At 45.7% G+C, this 17,734-nt stretch carries 11 protein-coding genes; 5 read left to right on the top strand and 6 right to left on the bottom strand.

Features of this window, described 5'->3' with window-relative positions; all coding sequences use genetic code 11:
• Positions 1 to 51 precede the first annotated feature (51 nt).
• From arcB to ACHUFN_RS06670, 4 genes are all read left to right on the top strand, one after another.
• Entirely contained in the window at positions 52 to 2,406 is a 2,355-nt protein-coding gene (gene arcB, locus ACHUFN_RS06685; protein ID WP_394221532.1) for an aerobic respiration two-component sensor histidine kinase ArcB, read from the top strand.
• 121 nt (positions 2,407 to 2,527) lie between these two features.
• Entirely contained in the window at positions 2,528 to 3,079 is a 552-nt protein-coding gene (locus tag ACHUFN_RS06680) for a PH domain-containing protein (RefSeq protein ID WP_394221604.1), read from the top strand.
• Entirely contained in the window at positions 3,079 to 4,785 is a 1,707-nt protein-coding gene (locus tag ACHUFN_RS06675; protein ID WP_394221531.1) for a PH domain-containing protein, read from the top strand. Before ACHUFN_RS06680 ends, ACHUFN_RS06675 begins: the two co-directional genes overlap by 1 nt.
• Positions 4,786 to 4,872: 87 nt before the next feature.
• Positions 4,873 to 6,450 carry a sodium:solute symporter family transporter gene (locus ACHUFN_RS06670; RefSeq protein ID WP_394221530.1) on the top strand — a complete coding sequence of 526 codons (1,578 nt, stop codon included), beginning with the start codon at positions 4,873 to 4,875 and terminating at the stop codon, positions 6,448 to 6,450.
• A gap of 10 nt (positions 6,451 to 6,460) precedes the next feature.
• On the opposite strand, the gene ACHUFN_RS06665 is transcribed toward ACHUFN_RS06670, so the two are convergent.
• From ACHUFN_RS06665 to ACHUFN_RS06640, 6 genes are all read right to left on the bottom strand, one after another.
• On the bottom strand, positions 6,461 to 7,717 hold the full coding sequence (locus tag ACHUFN_RS06665; RefSeq protein ID WP_394221529.1) for a diguanylate cyclase: 1,257 nt from the start codon (positions 7,715 to 7,717) through the stop codon (positions 6,461 to 6,463).
• A 133-nt stretch (positions 7,718 to 7,850) separates the two neighbouring features.
• Positions 7,851 to 9,032, bottom strand: coding sequence for a 2-methylaconitate cis-trans isomerase PrpF (prpF, locus tag ACHUFN_RS06660; protein WP_394221528.1), 1,182 nt, complete (start codon positions 9,030 to 9,032; stop codon positions 7,851 to 7,853).
• 10 nt (positions 9,033 to 9,042) lie between these two features.
• Positions 9,043 to 11,634, bottom strand: a complete 2,592-nt coding sequence (acnD, locus tag ACHUFN_RS06655; RefSeq protein WP_394221527.1) for a Fe/S-dependent 2-methylisocitrate dehydratase AcnD — start codon at positions 11,632 to 11,634, stop codon at positions 9,043 to 9,045.
• A gap of 17 nt (positions 11,635 to 11,651) precedes the next feature.
• A complete protein-coding gene (gene prpC, locus ACHUFN_RS06650; protein WP_394221526.1) occupies positions 11,652 to 12,776 on the bottom strand; it encodes a bifunctional 2-methylcitrate synthase/citrate synthase in 1,125 nt (374 codons plus the stop codon).
• A 283-nt stretch (positions 12,777 to 13,059) separates the two neighbouring features.
• Positions 13,060 to 13,935, bottom strand: coding sequence for a methylisocitrate lyase (prpB, locus tag ACHUFN_RS06645; protein ID WP_394221525.1), 876 nt, complete (start codon positions 13,933 to 13,935; stop codon positions 13,060 to 13,062).
• Positions 13,936 to 14,000: 65 nt separating this feature from the next.
• On the bottom strand, positions 14,001 to 14,663 hold the full coding sequence (locus ACHUFN_RS06640; RefSeq protein ID WP_014950532.1) for a GntR family transcriptional regulator: 663 nt from the start codon (positions 14,661 to 14,663) through the stop codon (positions 14,001 to 14,003).
• Between the two features lie 747 nt (positions 14,664 to 15,410).
• Between ACHUFN_RS06640 and ACHUFN_RS06635 the strand changes: the two genes are divergently transcribed.
• Positions 15,411 to 17,675 (top strand): TonB-dependent receptor, encoded by a 2,265-nt coding sequence (locus tag ACHUFN_RS06635; protein ID WP_394221524.1) that lies wholly within the window; start codon positions 15,411 to 15,413, stop codon positions 17,673 to 17,675.
• Positions 17,676 to 17,734: the final 59 nt, after the last annotated feature.

Below are 17,734 nucleotides of genomic sequence, written 5' to 3'. Positions count from 1 at the left end.
GAAGTGAAAGCCTGATAGGATTAGGAAAAATAAGCTAAAAACTAGACGTACATGCATTCAGATTCACCAAACGATTCTTGGGCAATTCGCTTTGCTCAATTTGTTCAGCGTTTTGGCACTCTAAAGCTCAGCATATTATTTGTTGTTCTTTCGCTTGTGTTTACGCTTGGCGGTTCTTACGTAATACGCGTAAGCATGGGAAGCCAAGTTCAGCCTGACGATTTCATAAGTGCTGTGGTACTAACCATGTTGTCCGCGCCTTGGGTTCTTTATTTCTTTAGTGAATTAATTAAGCAGCTAGAGAACTCTCGCACCAACTTAAAAGAGGTGGTAAGCCAATTAGAAAGCCTTCGTGAAGAAGATGTGTTTTTAAACCGTGAGCTACAAAGCAACATCAGACAGCTTAATCACGAGATAGAGCAGCGTAAGCAGGCCCAAGAAGAGCGTGAAGCGTTATTCAAAGACTTAGAAAAAGAAATTCAAGATAAGTCAGAGCAAGAAGCACAGGCCCGTCGATTATCTACATTGTTGCGCTCAATAATTGATGCTTCACCAGACTTAATTTATTACCGCAATGAAGAAGGTCGCTTTGCAGGCTGTAATCGTATTGCGGAGCTTATGACGGGTAAAACTGAGCAAGAGTTATTAGGCTTAACGCCTAAAGATGTGTATGAAGAAGATCTTGCCCGACAAATTGTAGCAAGCGACCACGAAGTCTTAGAAACTAACGCCAGTATTACAGAAGAATTGTGGCTTCGCTTTGCAGACGGACGTCGTCGTTACTTTGAAATGAAGCGCGTTCCATTTTTCGATAAAGACGGAAATCGCCTAGGGTTGTTGTCGTTCGGTCGAGACATGACAGAGCGTAAACAAGCTGAAAACGCAGCAGCAAAAGCAAGCACGGATAAAACGCGCTTTATTGCCACTATTAGCCACGAGCTTCGCACGCCTTTAAACGGTATTGTGGGCTTAAGCCGTATGTTGCGCGACACCGACCTTAGCGAAGAACAGTTTAATTGGGTGAGTACGATATACGCCAGTGCCATTACGTTAGGTAATATTTTTAACGATATTATCGACCTTGATAAGCTCGACAGAGACAAGCTTGAATTAAGCCTTAAAACCATATCTCTGAAAGACTTCACGGAAGAGCTAAGCAGTATTATTCGCTTACTTGCTGCCGACAAACAGCTAGAGCTAAAAACCACAATAAACGAGCCGCTACCGCGTCTTGTTGAAATAGACGGCACGCGCCTTCGTCAAATACTGTGGAATATTCTGTTTAATGCAGTGAAATTCACGCAAAAAGGGCACGTAAGCTTAACGGTGTCGTCTACCAAACCAGACGGCGATAAGGCCTACGTGACTTTTGTAATTGAAGACACGGGTGTGGGTATTCCTGAAAGTGAAATCGACAAGATTTTTGCTATGTATTACCAGGTAGACCATCCCGATCATCAATCGGCTACTGGCACTGGTATAGGCCTTGCTATTTGTAAGCAAATGGTCGACTTGATGAAAGGTGAAATTCACGTTTCAAGTAAAGTGGGTAAGGGCACCCGTTTTGAAATTGTGTTGCCGGTTCAAATTTCTAACAGCCCAATGAAAGTCGCGCAGCTTCAAGTGACGGGGCTAAATATCTTGTTGGTTGAAGATATTGAGCTGAACGTCATGGTAGCAAAAGCCTTGCTTGAAAAGCTTGGCCAGAAAGTTGACGTGGCTATGACAGGGCAAGAAGCGATTGATAAGGCGCGAGCAAACCAATACGACCTTATCTTGTTAGATATTCAGCTGCCAGACATGACAGGGTTTGACGTAGCCAGTACCTTAATTGAAGAAGACTTGGTGATGCAAACGCCAATAGTGGCGTTGACTGCGAACGTCATTAAAAAGCGTGATGAGTATCTTGAAAACGGCATGGACGATGTTATCGCTAAGCCAATTAAAAAGTCTCGGGTTATCGAGGTCTTCAATGAATTGTTCCATGCGCCGCCAGCTCCATTAGAAGTGGACGGTGAAATAGAACGTCCTGAACCCAACAAAACATTAAGTAACATTTTAGATATGGACTTATTGCAGATGTTGGTTGATACCATAGGCGACGAAATGGTGCGCACTAGCGTAAAAGTATTCCAAGAAAAAATGCCCGAATATATGGAGATACTTCAGCTTAGCTTAAGTGCGGATGAAAAATCAGAAGTATGCTCTCAGGCGCATAAAATTAAGGGGGCTGCAGGCTCTGTGGGGCTGGCTCGTGTTCAGCGTATTGCTAATCAAATTCAACAAGGTGACCACCCAACATGGTGGGAGAACGTGCATGATTGGGTGGAAGAGCTGCAAATGGCGGTTCAACACGATATGAAAGCACTACACGACTGGTTGAATGAGCAGCAGGTTGATGATTAAGTTGCCATAAGCGTACGTTCAACGTAATTATAGAAAGAGGGCTTGCCCTCTTTTTTTTCGAACCTGTTTGGGGTTAATACACAGCGAACTTGGCTTAAAAGTGACAAAAGGAATAATTGTGATGACAAGTAGCGCGCAAGACACGGTATTTACAAACGATCAGCTTAACATAGACGATATTCCCACGCTTCAATCGTTAACACTGCAGCCTATATCGAGAAAGTACCGTGCTCTTAACATGCTTGCTATAGCGATGATCGCTTTGGTGTTAATAGGTATAGCAACCGCGTTAAAGTATCAAACATTCTTTTCATTCCCTGAAGGTTTGCTAAAAGCTTATCCCTATGTAGTATCCGGTATCATGGGGCTTGGTAGCGTATGGGCGTTGTATCACTTTTTTGCTGACGTGCGAATATTCTATGCTGTTCGCGAGCAAGATATTAGCAAACAGTCGGGGCTTATTTTTAGAAAACTCTCATGCCAACCAATATTGCGCGTGCAGCATGTTGAAGTAAATCGAGGCCCCTTGGAAAGAGCGGCGGGTTTGGCATCGCTTCAAGTTTTTTCTGCCGGAGGGGAAATGCATACTTTTGATATACCAGGGTTAGGCATTGAGCGTGCGGAGCAATTAAGAGAGTTCATTCTTGCTCACAAAGATATTGGGGCTCGCTAATGACCGTGTCTGAAACGCCTTCAAGTCAAGGGGGGCAAATCACACAGTCAAAAGAGCTAAAAGAAGAAGCTGCGCTTTCGTCGCACAGTTCAGATAGAGATTTGAGTGAGCCAAAGTTAAAAGTAGAAACGGGCGGTGAGTGGCAGCGCCTTTCTCTTATATCTATTTTGTATTTTACTATTCGCAATTTTGCCAACATGGCCCAGGGGCTTATCTACGCTATCCCTGCTTTAGCAATTTCGTTCAATGTTTGGGATAACTTGCTATCGCCAGAAGTGTTAATAGGAGCAGGCGTTCTTTTTCTAACGACTAGTGGAAGCGGCGTTATAAGCTATTTAATGTATAAATTTCGCGTGCACAATCAACACGTTGAAATTCATCATGGCGTCTTTCAACGTAGATATACCAACCTGCCTTTGTGGCGAATTCAAAACGTTAAGATAGAGCGACCTTTCTATTATCGTCCGTTTGGTTACGCGCTTGTGGTGCTCGATACGGCAGGGAGCGGCAAAGAAGAAGCTAAAATAGTTGCTGTGCCCGAAGATTATGCCGAAGCCTTAAAGAAACAAGTGCTGTATGAAAGGGCTCAGCACGATGAGAACGATCTTGATGATGCGACTTGTGCCGATTCTACTGGTGAGCATAGTTCGTCTTTGCTTGCGCAGACAGTGAGTACAAAGGCAACAAGTGATGCTTACACGAACGAAGAAGTATTAAACCGTCGTTCCGTGAAAGACATTATTATACACGGCATAACTAATAACCGAGTTTGGATAATACTGGGTGCCGCCGCACCGTTTTATGACGACGTGTTTGGCGTAGTGTCAGAATGGCTAGCAGATAAAGGTTTACAGCTAAATCAGCTAGTTGGAGAACAAACCGTAGCATGGTGGCAATTAGGGCTGTACGCCTTTGTCATTGTGATGGTGGTTATGGCGTTGGTAGCTTTGCTTAGCGTGGGTGGCGCGCTTTTCACGTTTTATGGCTACACCCTCTCAAGAGCGGGAGACCGATACATTCGCCGCAGTGGTTTGCTCAATAAGCTGGAAGTTAGTATGAGAGCGTCACGTATACAAATGATTACCGCGAAACAAGATTGGCTAGATAAAATACTTAAGCGAGTGAATTTGTATTTTGAGCAAAACTCCACGGCAGGTCAGCAAATGCAAGAACTGATGTCGCCAAACAAGCTTATTGTGCCATCGGTAACTGAAGACGAAGCCTTTGCGCTTAGTCAAGAGGTGATGCCTGCATGCGACTTGCGAGGTCAGCATTACCAAACCATCAGCAAGCGTTTCATTACGTTTTGGTTGCTTGCTGGTTGGACGTTGCCATTTACCGTGTTTTTCACTATTGGCGTGATATCGTCTCACCTAGATATCATGCTTGGTGCTCTTGCTTTATTTAGTGCCATCGCGCTTTTACTTACGCTTAGATGGTGGCGCTGGGGCATAGCCTACGACAGCCGTTATATTTACATTAGGCAAGGTCGAATTGGTTTCGATTACCAGTGTTTCGAGCCCTATAAAGCACAGCAAGTGATTGTTAAACAAAGCGTCTTTATGAAGAAAAAGAAGCTTGCGACTATTAAATTTGTGCTGGCTTCAGGCGCTGTTACCGTGCCGTTTTTACCTGAAGATTACGCACAGCGGCTAGCAGATAAAGCGTTGTTCGACGTAGAGTCAACGCGAAAGTCTTGGATGTAACATACGCTTTTTTGTACGCTGTTTTTTTGTGCAAATGAGCTGAGTTTATGTAAAGGTAGGTGTTTAATTGCTCAGCCTTGCGTTTATATGGATATTCTTGATTACAGTGTTATTGCGATTTACCTTGCCACCTTACTTATCTTAGGTTTTTGTTTAAGGGGGCAGCATTCCAAGAAAGATTATTTCTTAGCTGGCAGAAGTTTAGGTTGGAAGCCGCTTTTGCTCTCCATCATGGCTACGCAGCTCTCGGCTGTAAGTTTTATATCTGCCCCTGCGTTTGTCGGGTTTCGCGAGGGTGGAGGACTAATTTGGCTCTCTTACGAACTTGCCATCCCTCTTGCCATGCTTTTACTCATTACCATTGTGCTACCCACACTGTATCGAAGCGGTGTGGTAAGTATTTATGACTACCTTGAGCGTCGTTTTTCCACCTCAACGCGAATATGTATAAGCATTGTCTTTCAGTTTAGCCGGGCGTTCGCCACCGGAATAATGGTGTATGCGTTGTCTATTATTTTACAAGGCACCATGCAAATATCATCAACGCAGGCAATATTACTTATAGGCGTTATAACCGTCTTATATTCGTTGCAAGGTGGCATGAAGGCGGTGGTATATGGTGATGCCGTACAAATGATTGTTATTGTGATGGGAACCGTTATTTGTATCGGCTTTGGGCTGCATGCGCTCGGCGGTTGGGAAACTTTCACACAGCTGCTGCCTAGCGAGCGTGTGTCTACCATCAACTTTTCGTCACTGGGTTTTAATGGTGACGGGTTTGGCTTTTTTCCTATGGTACTGGGCGGCGTTATCCTTTATGCCTCGTACTATGGGTGCGATCAGTCTGAGGCGCAAAGGGCGTTATCAGCGCAGTCTGAAAGCGACTTAAAAAAGATGATGCTGGCAAATGGTGTTTTCAGGTTCCCAATTACGTTGCTTTACTGTTTAGCTGGGTTAGTTGTAGGAACGCTAGCGTTCAACGAACTACAATTTTCAACTCAAATCCCCAAAGATAACCCAGATTGGCTCATGCCTATCTTTATTCTTAATTACTTGCCCCATGGGCTGATAGGGTTACTGGTTGTCGCCATTCTTGCAGCCGCCATGTCTTCATTGAGTTCGGCAATTAATTCGTTGGCTGCGGTATCAACTGAAGACTATTTCAAACTAATGCGTAAAGGTAAAAAACCTGATAATTACCTTAACTCAGCTAAATTTGCAGGGCTGATATGGGGCGTCATTATTCTTTTGCTTTCGCTTAATGCTGATGACATCGCGCCAACTGTAATTGAAGCGGTTAATAAGGTGGGATCTGTCTTCTTTGGTCCCGTATTGGCTGTCTTTCTACTAGGAATATTAACGAAGAAGGTAAGTGCAACGCAGGTTAATATTGCACTAGTATGCGGTGTTTCAACAAATATGATCTTCGCATTCTTTATCGATCAGGTATTTTGGTTTTGGTGGAATGTGACGGGCTTCGTAAGCACCGTAGCGCCGGCAATAGCGCTCTCTTTGCTCAAACCTGCCGATACAGTAGAAACGTCAGACATTGCCAGCTTAAAACAGGGCAACCTGCTTGTTGATAAGCAAGTTGCCGCCGTGTTAATTAGCTATTTCTGCTTACTGATAGTGTTTTGCTACCTACTACCAACATGGTTAACGTAGGTAAGAAAATTTATGCCTGTAAGCTCTGTACTGCTGAGTCTCTTAAAATAATTTGATCTTTGCCCGCGTGTTTAGCTTCATACAAGCGCGCGTCTGCGACTTCCAACTGAGATTCTAAGCATTTGTGCTCTTCGGCACATACGCCAATACTGCACGTAATCTTGAATTTGTGGGTGGTGAATACGGTAGAGCGCACGGCATCCATAAACGCAGAAAGGGCCGATAAATATACCTTGGGCGGCCGCACAGATACGACAGTAAATTCTTCTCCACCATAGCGAACAATTAAATCGTCTGGGAAGTAGTCTTTTAATAGCGCGGCGAACTCTTGCAGCAGCATGTCACCGGTTTTATGTCCGTAGGTATCGTTAACACTTTTAAAGTTATCTGCGTCAATCATAGACACAATGACATTCTTTCTTGACGCTTTGTTCGCGAAAAGCTCTTCAGCTTTTTCATAAAGAAAGCGACGATTATATACCTTGGTAAGCGGATCGAGGTTTGCCGAATTGCGTATAGTTTGAATCATTTCCTGTGATTCAAGGTTTTGCATTATACGACAGTAAAACTCTTCATGATAAAAGGGCTTAGAAAGAAAATCGTTGGCGCCGCTTTTGATAAACTTAGACGTTAAAACACTGTCGCCAGTTGCAGAGAGCCCAATAAATACTAAGTCTTGCATGCGCTTTTCGTGACGAACGGCTTTTACCAGCTCATAGCCATCCATATTTGGCATGCGGTGGTCAGCGATAACCATTTTTATATCACGATGCTTATCTAATTCCTCTAGCGCCTCTAGGCCATCGCTTGCTTCGTGCACCTGAAATTGGAACTTGCGAAGCAATGAGCAAATGTGATTACGACTTGTTTTAGAGTCTTCTACCACAAGTACTTTTGTTGTTAAGTTCTTTCTTAAACGGTCAACAAGCTTAGATACTTGAAGATAGGAGTAGCGCGACTCTTTAGTGATGTAGTCTAAAACGCCCTGATCAAGTAACTGAGCGCGAGTGAATTCATCGAAATTGCCCGTAAGTACAATGGTTGGCAGGTTATAAGATAACGCCAGTTCAACGCTTTCGCCGTTGGGGGCGTCTGGAAGATTCAAATCGACGATGGCGGCCAAGTATTCGTTGTCGCTTGCAAGCGCGCTTTTGGCTTCCGCAAGATCTTCACAAAGATCACACGTAAAGTGAGGATTATCCTCAATAAGTTTATTTACAATCTTTCGGACAGTTAGGCTGTCTTCAACAACAAGAACTTTGTACATGTGAACTACTCTTTATACTTAAGCGTCGATGATACCTAACTTTCGACAAAAAAGCCCTCAAATTGAGGGCTTTTTAGACCTTTGTCTAAATAGTATAACTCTTATATTTTGTGCGTCAGCAACTAACCTAATATCAACTTTGCTCAACGGGAACCCTAACTAAACCTTCCATTAGAACACGGGCACTTCTACTCATAACCGCTTGTTGAATAAACCACTTTTCGTGTTCAAACGTTGCTTTTGCACCTACTCTCAGCGTGCCTGATGGGTGTCCAAAGGTCACCGACTCTCTGTCTTTTCCACCAGCAGCTATATTTACCAGCGTTCCAGGAATAGCGGCAGCGGCTGCAATAGCTACCGCAGCTGTGCCCATCATTGCGTGATGCAGTTTGCCCATTGATAAAGCCCGAACAAGTACATCAATGTCAGAGCCTAAAACATCTTTACCGCTCGATGCTTTGTATCCTTGCGGAGGAGCAACAAAAGCGACCTTTGGTGTGTGCTGCCTATTCGCGGCTTCCCCCACATCTTTAATCAAACCCATTTGCACTGCACCATGGGCGCGAATGGCTTCGAACTTAGAGAGCGCCTCTGCATCACTGTTAATATCGTCTTGTAGCTCAGTGCCGGTGTAGCCAACATCTTCTGCGTTGATGAAAATAGTAGGGATACCTGCGTTTATCATCGTCGCCTGAAGAGAGCCAACCCCCGGTACTTCAAGTGTGTCGACCAAGCGCCCTGTAGGGAAAATAGCGCCTTCGCCATCAGCTGGGTCGACAAATGCCACTTCCACTTCTGCAGCCGGGAAGGTGACACCGTCAAGCTCGAAGTCTCCGGTCTCCTGCACTTCGCCGTTAGTGATTGGCACCTTGGCAATAATGGCTTTATTGATATTGGCTTGCCAAATATTAACGGTAGCCATGCCGTTGTCAGGAACCTTGCTTTTATCTACTAGCCCATTGCTAATGGCAAACGCGCCAACCGCTGCGGTTAAGTTGCCGCAGTTACCACTCCAATCTACAAAGGGTTTGTCGATAGCAACCTGACCAAATAAATAGTCTACGTCGTAGCCATCACGCTCGCTCGTGCTCAAGATCACGGTTTTGCTAGTGCTTGAAGTGGCACCGCCCATCCCGTCGGTTTGCTTACCGTAAGGGTCGGGGCTGCCAATAACGCGCAGAAGCAGGGCATCACGCGCAGGCCCCGGCTTTTGCGCGGCTTCTGGTAAGTCGGTTAAATTAAAAAAAACACCCTTACTAGTACCGCCTCGCATATAGGTAGCCGGTACTCGAAGTTGTGGCGCATACTTTGTCATGTTTTTCCCCTCAGCTAGCTTCAGCTTCCAAGAAGTCTTTGGCGAAGCGTTGTAGTACACCGCCTGCGCTGTAAATAGAGACTTCTTCGCCAGTATCTAAGCGGCAGGTTACGGGCACTTCTAGCTGCTCACCGTTTTTGCGGTTTACTACTAGCGTTAGCGTTGCGCCCGGTGACGGTTCGCCGTTAACGTCGTAGGTTTCCGTACCGTCTAGCTCTAGGGTTTTACGTGTTGTACCAGGTTTAAACTCTAGCGGTAGAACACCCATACCAATAAGGTTAGTTCGGTGAATACGCTCGAAGCCCTCGGCTACAATCACTTCAACGCCTGCAAGACGAACGCCCTTAGCCGCCCAGTCTCGCGATGAGCCCTGACCATAGTCAGCGCCAGCAACAATAATTAGCGCTTGTCTGCGGTTCATGTAGGTTTCAATGGCCTCCCACATGCGCATAACTTGGCCTTCTGGCTCAACGCGCGCCAAAGAGCCTTGCTTCACTTCACCGTTTTCAAGCACCATCTCGTTGAACACTTTCGGGTTCGCAAGGGTCGCGCGCTGCGCGGTTAAGTGGTCACCGCGGTGTGTAGCATACGAGTTAAAGTCTTCTTCTGGTAAGCCCATTTTATGAAGGTACTCACCCGCTGCACTGCTGGCTAAAATAGCGTTTGATGGCGACAAGTGATCGGTAGTGATGTTGTCACCCAAAATAGCAAGCGGACGCATACCTTTCATGGTGCGCTCGGCATCCATTGCACCTTCCCAATAGGGCGGTCGACGAATGTAGGTGCTCATTTCACGCCAGTTGTATAGCGGGTTAATGTCTTTGCCGTAGTCAACGCTTAAATCGAACATAGGCTCATATACTTTTCTGAAATGCTCCGGCTTCACTGACTTCGCGACAATGGCATCAATTTCTTCGTCGCTTGGCCAAATGTCTTTAAGCGTTACCGGGTTGCCGTCTTTGTCAGTGCCTAAAACGTCTTTTTCAATATCAAAGCGAATGGTACCGGCAATAGCGTATGCTACAACTAGTGGCGGCGATGCCAAGAATGCTTGTTTAGCATAAGGGTGAATACGGCCGTCGAAGTTACGGTTACCCGACAACACTGCTGTTGAGTAAAGGTCGCGGTCGATAATTTCTTGCTGAATTTTAGGGTCTAGCGCGCCGCTCATGCCGTTACAGGTAGTACAAGCAAATGCTACTACGCCAAAGCCTAAATCTTCCAACTCGCTCATTAAGTTAGCTTCTTCAAGGTACAATTTAACGGCTTTAGAACCTGGTGCTAGTGAGCTTTTAACCCACGGCTTGCGGGTTAAACCGCGCTCGTTGGCATTTCGGGCAAGCAAACCTGCTGCAATTACATTGCGTGGGTTTGATGTATTAGTACAGCTGGTGATAGCCGCGATAATAACCGCGCCATCAGGCATTTTGCCTTCTTCTTCTGTCCATTTTCCTGCGATACCTCGACTTTCCAAGTCGCAGGTAGGCAAACGCGCGTGAGGGTTAGAGGGGCCAGCCATGTTACGACCTACAGAAGACAGGTCGAACGTAAGTACGCGCTCGTATTCGGCGGTTTCTAAATCATCTGCCCATAAACCTGTGTGCTTAGCATATTGCTCGACTAGCGCAATTTGCTTTTCTTCACGCCCTGTTAAGCGCAAGTAATCTATAGTTTGCTGGTCGATATAGAACATGGCCGCAGTGGCGCCGTATTCCGGTGTCATGTTCGAAATGGTGGCTCGGTCACCTAGCGTTAGGTGCGATGCACCCTCACCGTAGAACTCAAGGTAAGCTGATACAACACGCTCTTTACGCAAGAATTCGGTTAACGCTAATACGATATCGGTTGCGGTAATGCCTGGCTGTGGTTTGCCGGTAAGCTCTACACCTACAATGTCAGGCAAGCGCATGTAAGACGCACGGCCTAGCATCACGCTTTCGGCCTCAAGACCGCCAACGCCTACGGCAATTACACCAAGCGCATCAACATGTGGCGTGTGGCTGTCGGTACCTACCAGAGTGTCTGGGAAGGCTACACCATCTCGGGCTTGAATAACGGGTGACATACGTTCCAAGTTGATTTGGTGCATAATGCCGTTACCCGGCGGGATAACATCCACGTTTTTAAACGCGGTTTTTGTCCAGTTGATAAAATGAAAACGGTCGTCGTTACGTCTGTCTTCAATAGCGCGGTTTTTCTCAAATGCGTCTTTTTCAAAACCTGCGTGTTCAACGGCTAGCGAGTGGTCAACAATGAGCTGGGTTGGCACAACCGGGTTTACTTTAGCTGGGTCGCCGCCTTTTGCTGCAATGGCATCGCGAAGACCTGCTAAGTCTACAAGTGCCGTTTGGCCTAAGATATCGTGGCACACCACGCGAGCAGGGAACCATGGAAAGTCTAAGTCGCGCTTGCGATAAATAAGCTGTTTAAGCGAATCGGTTAGCATCTCAGGCGCGCATTTGCGCACTAAGTTTTCAGCCAATACACGCGACGTGTAAGGCAGTTTGGCATAGGCACCTGGTTCAATAGCATCCACTGCTTCACGGGTATCGAAAAAATCGATACCCGCGTTAGGAAGCGGTTTACGGTAATCAATATTCATAAACGTTAACCTTGGCCTTAAGCACGTTCGCTAATAGCAGGTACTGGGCGAAGCTCTTCGCCTGTGTATTCTGCTGATGGACGAATAATACGGTTGTCAGCGCGCTGTTCCATAACGTGTGCTGCCCAACCAGTTAGACGAGACATTACGAAGATTGGCGTAAATAATGGCGTTGGAATGCCCATAAAGTTGTACGCAGAGGCATGGAAGAAATCGGCGTTACAGAAAAGCTTCTTCTCGCGCCACATCACTTCTTCACAGCGAACTGACACAGGATAAAGCACATCGTCGCCCACATCGGCAGCCAGTTTTTCAGACCATTGCTTGATGATTTCATTACGCGGATCAGACTCTGAGTAAATCGCGTGACCAAAGCCCATGATTTTCTCTTTACGCTCAAGCATGCCCATCATTTTTTCTTCAGCATCATCGGCAGAGGCAAAGCCTTCAATCATTTCCATTGCTGCTTCGTTCGCACCACCGTGAAGTGGGCCGCGAAGTGAGCCGATGGCACCAGTTACGCAAGAATGCATATCAGATAGGGTTGATGCACAAACACGCGCAGTAAAAGTAGAGGCATTAAATTCGTGCTCTGCATACAGAATTAGCGAAACGTGCATTACTTGCTCGTGCAGTTCACGTGGCTTTTCGCCGTGAAGCATATGTAGGAAGTGACCACCAATTGAATCGTCATCGGTTTCAACATCTACGCGCACGCCATCGTGCGAGAAGCGGTACCAGTAACAAATAATACTTGGGAAACACGCTAACATACGGTCGGTAACGTCTTGTTGTTGGTCGAAGCTGGTTTCCATTTCAAGGTTACCCAGCATTGAGCAGCCTGTGCGAAGTACGTCCATTGGGTGGGCATTTTTTGGAATGCGCTCTAGCACTTCTTTGAGTGCTGTTGGAAGGCCGCGCATGCCGCGAAGTTTTGTTTTATAAACGTCTAGCTCAGACTGATTAGGTAGCTTGCCCTTAAGAATAAGATACGCCACTTCTTCAAATTGGCAGTTTTGCGCTAAGTCTTTTACGTCGTAACCACGATACGTTAAACCAGAACCTGATTTACCTACGGTTGATAGTGCTGTTTTACCTGCAACTTGGCCGCGTAAACCCGCGCCACTTAACTGTTTAGCCATCTTGTTGTCTCCGGTCTTGTAAAATTTGTAAGGTACTTAAAAGTCTGTTTAATAATAATTGGTGAAAATCACAGCTTAGAGTTAGCTCGAGGCTCCGATAAAGTGGGGCGGTGCACAGTGCGTTACCCCTTTGAGGCATGGATGCCGAGGCGGAGCCCCCATGGATGGGTTCACGGCGTGGTAACGCCCTGTGTATCGTTCCCGCTCGCAAGGAGGGGCAGGGAACTGTACTTCACCCCTGCACCTTCGTGCCCGCCAACTTCAAGCTAAATTCGTGTTTTAATTAGTTCTTACCTTCGGCGAATAGAGCATCTAACTTCTGCTCGTATTCGTGGTAGCCAAGATAATCGTAAAGCTCCATGCGTGTTTGCATGCTGTCGACAACAGCTTTTTGATCACCATTTTCAAGTATAGATTTGTACACCATTTCTGCTGCTTTATTCATGGCACGGAATGCACTTAGTGGGTAAAGCACCATGTCTGCACCCCATTCACCAAGTTCTTCTTTATTCCACAGTTCGGTTTTGCCGAACTCTGTGATATTGGCAAGAATAGGTACGTCTAATGCCTCTGAAAATGCACGGTAGTGCTCTTCAGTTTGTACGGCTTCTGCAAATATGCCGTCAGCACCCGCTGCAACATAGGCTTTTGCACGTTCAATGGCTTTCTCTAAACCTTCTTGTGCGAATGCGTCAGTGCGGGCCATGATGAAAAAGTCGGGGTCGGTTCTAGCATCTACCGCAGCTTTGATGCGGTCAACCATTTCTTCTGTGCTAACAATTTCCTTGTTAGGGCGGTGACCGCATCGCTTTTGCGCAACCTGGTCTTCCATATGAACCGCTGCTGCACCCGCTTTTTCCATATCGCGAATGGTTTTGGCAATATTAAACGCACCGCCCCAACCGGTGTCGATGTCAACCATCAGCGGTAGGTCACATGCGCTGGTAATACGCTGAACGTCTGCAATTACGTCGTTAAGTGACGTCATGCCTAAATCGGGTAGTCCATAAGATGCATTCGCTACGCCGCCACCTGATAGATAAATAGCTTGGTGCCCAATAGCCTTTGCCATCATGGCGGTATAGGCGTTAATGGTACCGACAATTTGTAGCGGTTTGTTGTTCTCTAATGCGGTTCTGAATTTCTTTCCTGCACTCATGATAGTCACTCGCTTATTTGAAAGTAGGGTAGAGGTGAATTTGGTATGAAGAAGGCCAGGTGGTATTAACCATGATTAAGCTTCTTCTCTATATTATTTTTTGAATAAAGAATATGGCGGCGCATTAGCATTTCTGCCAGTTCTTCGTCGCGATTGGCAATGGCATTTACAATGTGTCTATGCTCGTCAAATGCGGTACTAACGCGTGGGCCAGCCATGCCCAGCTGTACGCGGTACATACGCACCAGGTGATACAGCCCATCAACAAGTACACTGATAAGATGATCATTTTTACTGCCAGTTACAATTCTGTAGTGAAAGTCTACATCGCCGGCTTCTTGGTAATAGCTTTGGCCATCTTTCACTTTATCAAAGTGGCTATCGAGCAACGCCTGCATATCCGCAATCTCTTCATCGCTCATGTAGCGTGCGGCTAAGCGGGCGGCCATGCCTTCTAATGCTTCGCGCACTTGATATAGCTGAATAAGGCCCTCAGGTGACAGCGCCACCACGCGCGCGCCCACATTGGCTTTACGTTCAACAAGATGGCAAGTAGCTAATCGATTAATGGCTTCACGAATAACTGCACGGCTGACTTCGTACTTTGTCGACAATTCCATTTCGCTAAGCTTGCTGCCAGCGGGAATAATGCCTTCAACAATATCCTTTCGTAATTGAAAGAATGTACGGTCGGCATTCGTTATGGCTTGTTCGCTTTTTGCTAGCACTATATTTGGTCTTTTTAAAACTAATGTCGACAATATATGCCTCTTTAGCTTTGTTTTCAACCTTTCATGGGTTGGATTGTCGACAACATGGCTAAGATATTAGTCGTATGAATGTGCTCAAAGTGGCGTGAAATGCAGAAGGTTTTTGATATCCGTGGAGACTGGAATTTATTACTGCTTTAATTAGACAGAAAATTTTTCAGCTAATGTATGCTCATATTGAAAATTGGTATGTGGTGTTGGGAGGAAAAATGCGCTGGTTAATATTTGTCCGTTTGGTCAAGGGCGAAAAGATATTGCCTAAAACATCCATTATGCGCGTTTTGTTTTTATAGTGGTCTGATAATAAAGGGATTATTTGATGGCTTATCATCGATTGATGCTAATATGCCACTTAACCAATTAGTCTAATTTTGCATACTTATTTTAGTAAAAGTGTAATATTTTACTTTGCAAGATCACAAAGTAACGGTAACATATCGTTCCAGTCTTCAAGCCTAAATTCTTATCTTGAATTTTAGAGGGCTGGGAAAGTAGTTTCTACTTTTAGAGCAGAGTTATATTGAAAGTAAGTTTGTAATGTTTAATTACGACTTACTTTTTTATTGCCTATAATCCAGTATGAGCACAAGGTTAAGTGCCCCTCTTGAATCCGTGAGTTTAGCCTTTAAAAGTTCCAAAGAAGAACTTGAAGCGATACATAAAAAACATTTTTTACACCTAACACTCACGCAAAGGGGTTATACCATGAAAACCAATACTGACGTGTCTAAGGCACTCGCCAGTAAGCTTTCACCTGTCGCACTTGCAGTCGCGATGACCGTTCCAGCTCTTTCTAACATTGCCGTTGCTCAAGAAGCCGAAGCAACTGAAGAGCAAAAATTTGAAGCCATTACGGTTACTGCAACAAAACGCCCTCAAGTAATTTATGAAGTTCCAATTGCCATCAGTGCTTTCGACGGCGACAAACTGGCAGACCAAGGTATTACTGACCTAACAGACGTAGGTAAATTTGTACCAAACCTAAACGTAACGGGTTTCTCTGCTGGCCACACTTCATCTGTTAACCCTTTCATTCGTGGTATCGGCCTTCAAGATCACCTTATTACTACTGATCCAGGTGTGAGCGTTTACGTTGACGGCGTATACCTAGGCCGCCAGGTTGGTCAAAACTGGAGCTTGAACAATATCGAGCGTATTGAGGTACTTCGTGGTCCACAAGGTACGCTTTATGGTCGTAACTCAATTGGTGGTGCAATTAACATCATCACTAAAGAGCCTGATCAAGGCGATGTAACAAAGGTAAATACCGAGTTTGGTACACGTGGTCGTGTTAAAGCTGATCTTTTTGTAAACCACGGTTTATCAGATGAACTTGCGTTTAACATGAACCTGTCATTCAACAAGCGTGATGGTCTTGGTGAATTCTTTAACGTACCAAATGCAGAGTACGATGTGGGTGAAACAGAAGACATCTCAGGCCGTATCTCGGTTAAATGGGAGCCTTCAAACGATTTCCGTATGGTACTAACAGCAGACGCTAACAACGGTGACGGTGGCCTACGCCCTTACACTGTACTAATTGATGAAGTAGGCTCAGATCGCTACTTTGGTGGCGGCAATGGTTTAGGTGTTGAGCTTCGTAACTCTGACGTTATCCCCGATGGTTTCGATCGTTACGACAACGCAACGGGTACAGAAGCCGTAACCAGCGTGTCAAACGAAGCGCGTGGTCTTTCACTAACTACAGAGTGGGATATCAACGAAGACTACACGGCAAAAGTTGTGGCAAGCCAACGTACCTCTAAGTACAAAGCAGGCCTAGATGATGACGGTACGGTTTTCTCTCTTGACCAATTCCCAGAGCGTGGAGAAGCAGACCAAACCTCTGTTGAACTTCAGCTTAATGGCTACATCAACGAGTACACTGACTTTGTAGCTGGTCTTTACTACTTCAACGAAGAAGGTAGCAACCGACAAGGTGCAGACTCTAACTTCGACGGTGGTCCAAATCTACTTCAACTTGACCAAGAAACTACGTCGAAAGCGGCCTACGTAAACGTCCGTCATGATTTAACTGACGAGCTAAGCGTGTCAGGTGGTCTTCGTTATACGGAAGATGAGAAAGATGCATCTGCTAATGTGTTTGGCCCGCTTGGTACTATTTTCGATTCGAATGACTGGGACGAAGTAACCTGGGAACTTGCGACAAACTATACGTTTGAAAATGGCATGACAGGTTATGCTACTATTCAGTCTGGTTATCAGTCAGGCCAATACCCTGCGCGCCCTTACTGCCTAATTGGCCAGTTCTTCGGTGCTGGCGGTTTCGATGATATCGAAGGCGCGCAAGCAGCAGTTCGAGCGAACAATTGCTTCACCGCATCAGATAACATCACAGCGACTAACTACGAAGTGGGTATCAAAGGTCGTGTGAATGACTACTTTGATATGAGCATCGCGGTATTTAATACAGAGTTTGAAGACCTGCCATATCAGGTTAGTCGTGTAAGTGAAGGCGGTTTTGACACAGCAAACTTGGTTGTTGAACAAACCTCACGCGGTGTTGAATTAGACGCCACTTTTACATACGAAAACTTCAGTGTAATGACCAGTGTAGGTTACATGGACGTTGACGTGGAAGAGCAAGCTGGCTTTAGCCCAGTAGCGCCATTAACGCCTGACCTTACTTTGGCTATTGGTCCACAGTACACGTTCGACCTTGAAGGCGGCGCATCAATTCGAGTGCGTGCAGACTACTCTTACCGCTCAGAAATGTATGGTGAGCCTACTTCTGCACCAGAGCGCATGACCGAGCTTGACAGTCGTGAACTAGTTAACTTTGACATTGCTTACACGCCTGCTGACGATGCGTACACTGTGGCACTTTACGGCCGTAACATTTTTGACGAGCGTTATGACAACGCACGCTTAAATACAGGTGACTACATCCTGCAAATTCTAAGCAATGACGCGAGTGAATTCGGCGTGAGATTCTCTACCGAATTCTAATAGCGACAAACAGTTACATTGTAAAAGCCAGTCTACAGACTGGCTTTTTTTTGCCTATT

The sequence above is a fragment of the Alteromonas gracilis genome, assembly GCF_043642145.1.
GTDB lineage: Bacteria > Pseudomonadota > Gammaproteobacteria > Enterobacterales > Alteromonadaceae > Alteromonas > Alteromonas gracilis_B.
This window is presented reverse-complemented; position numbering and strand designations above follow the sequence as displayed.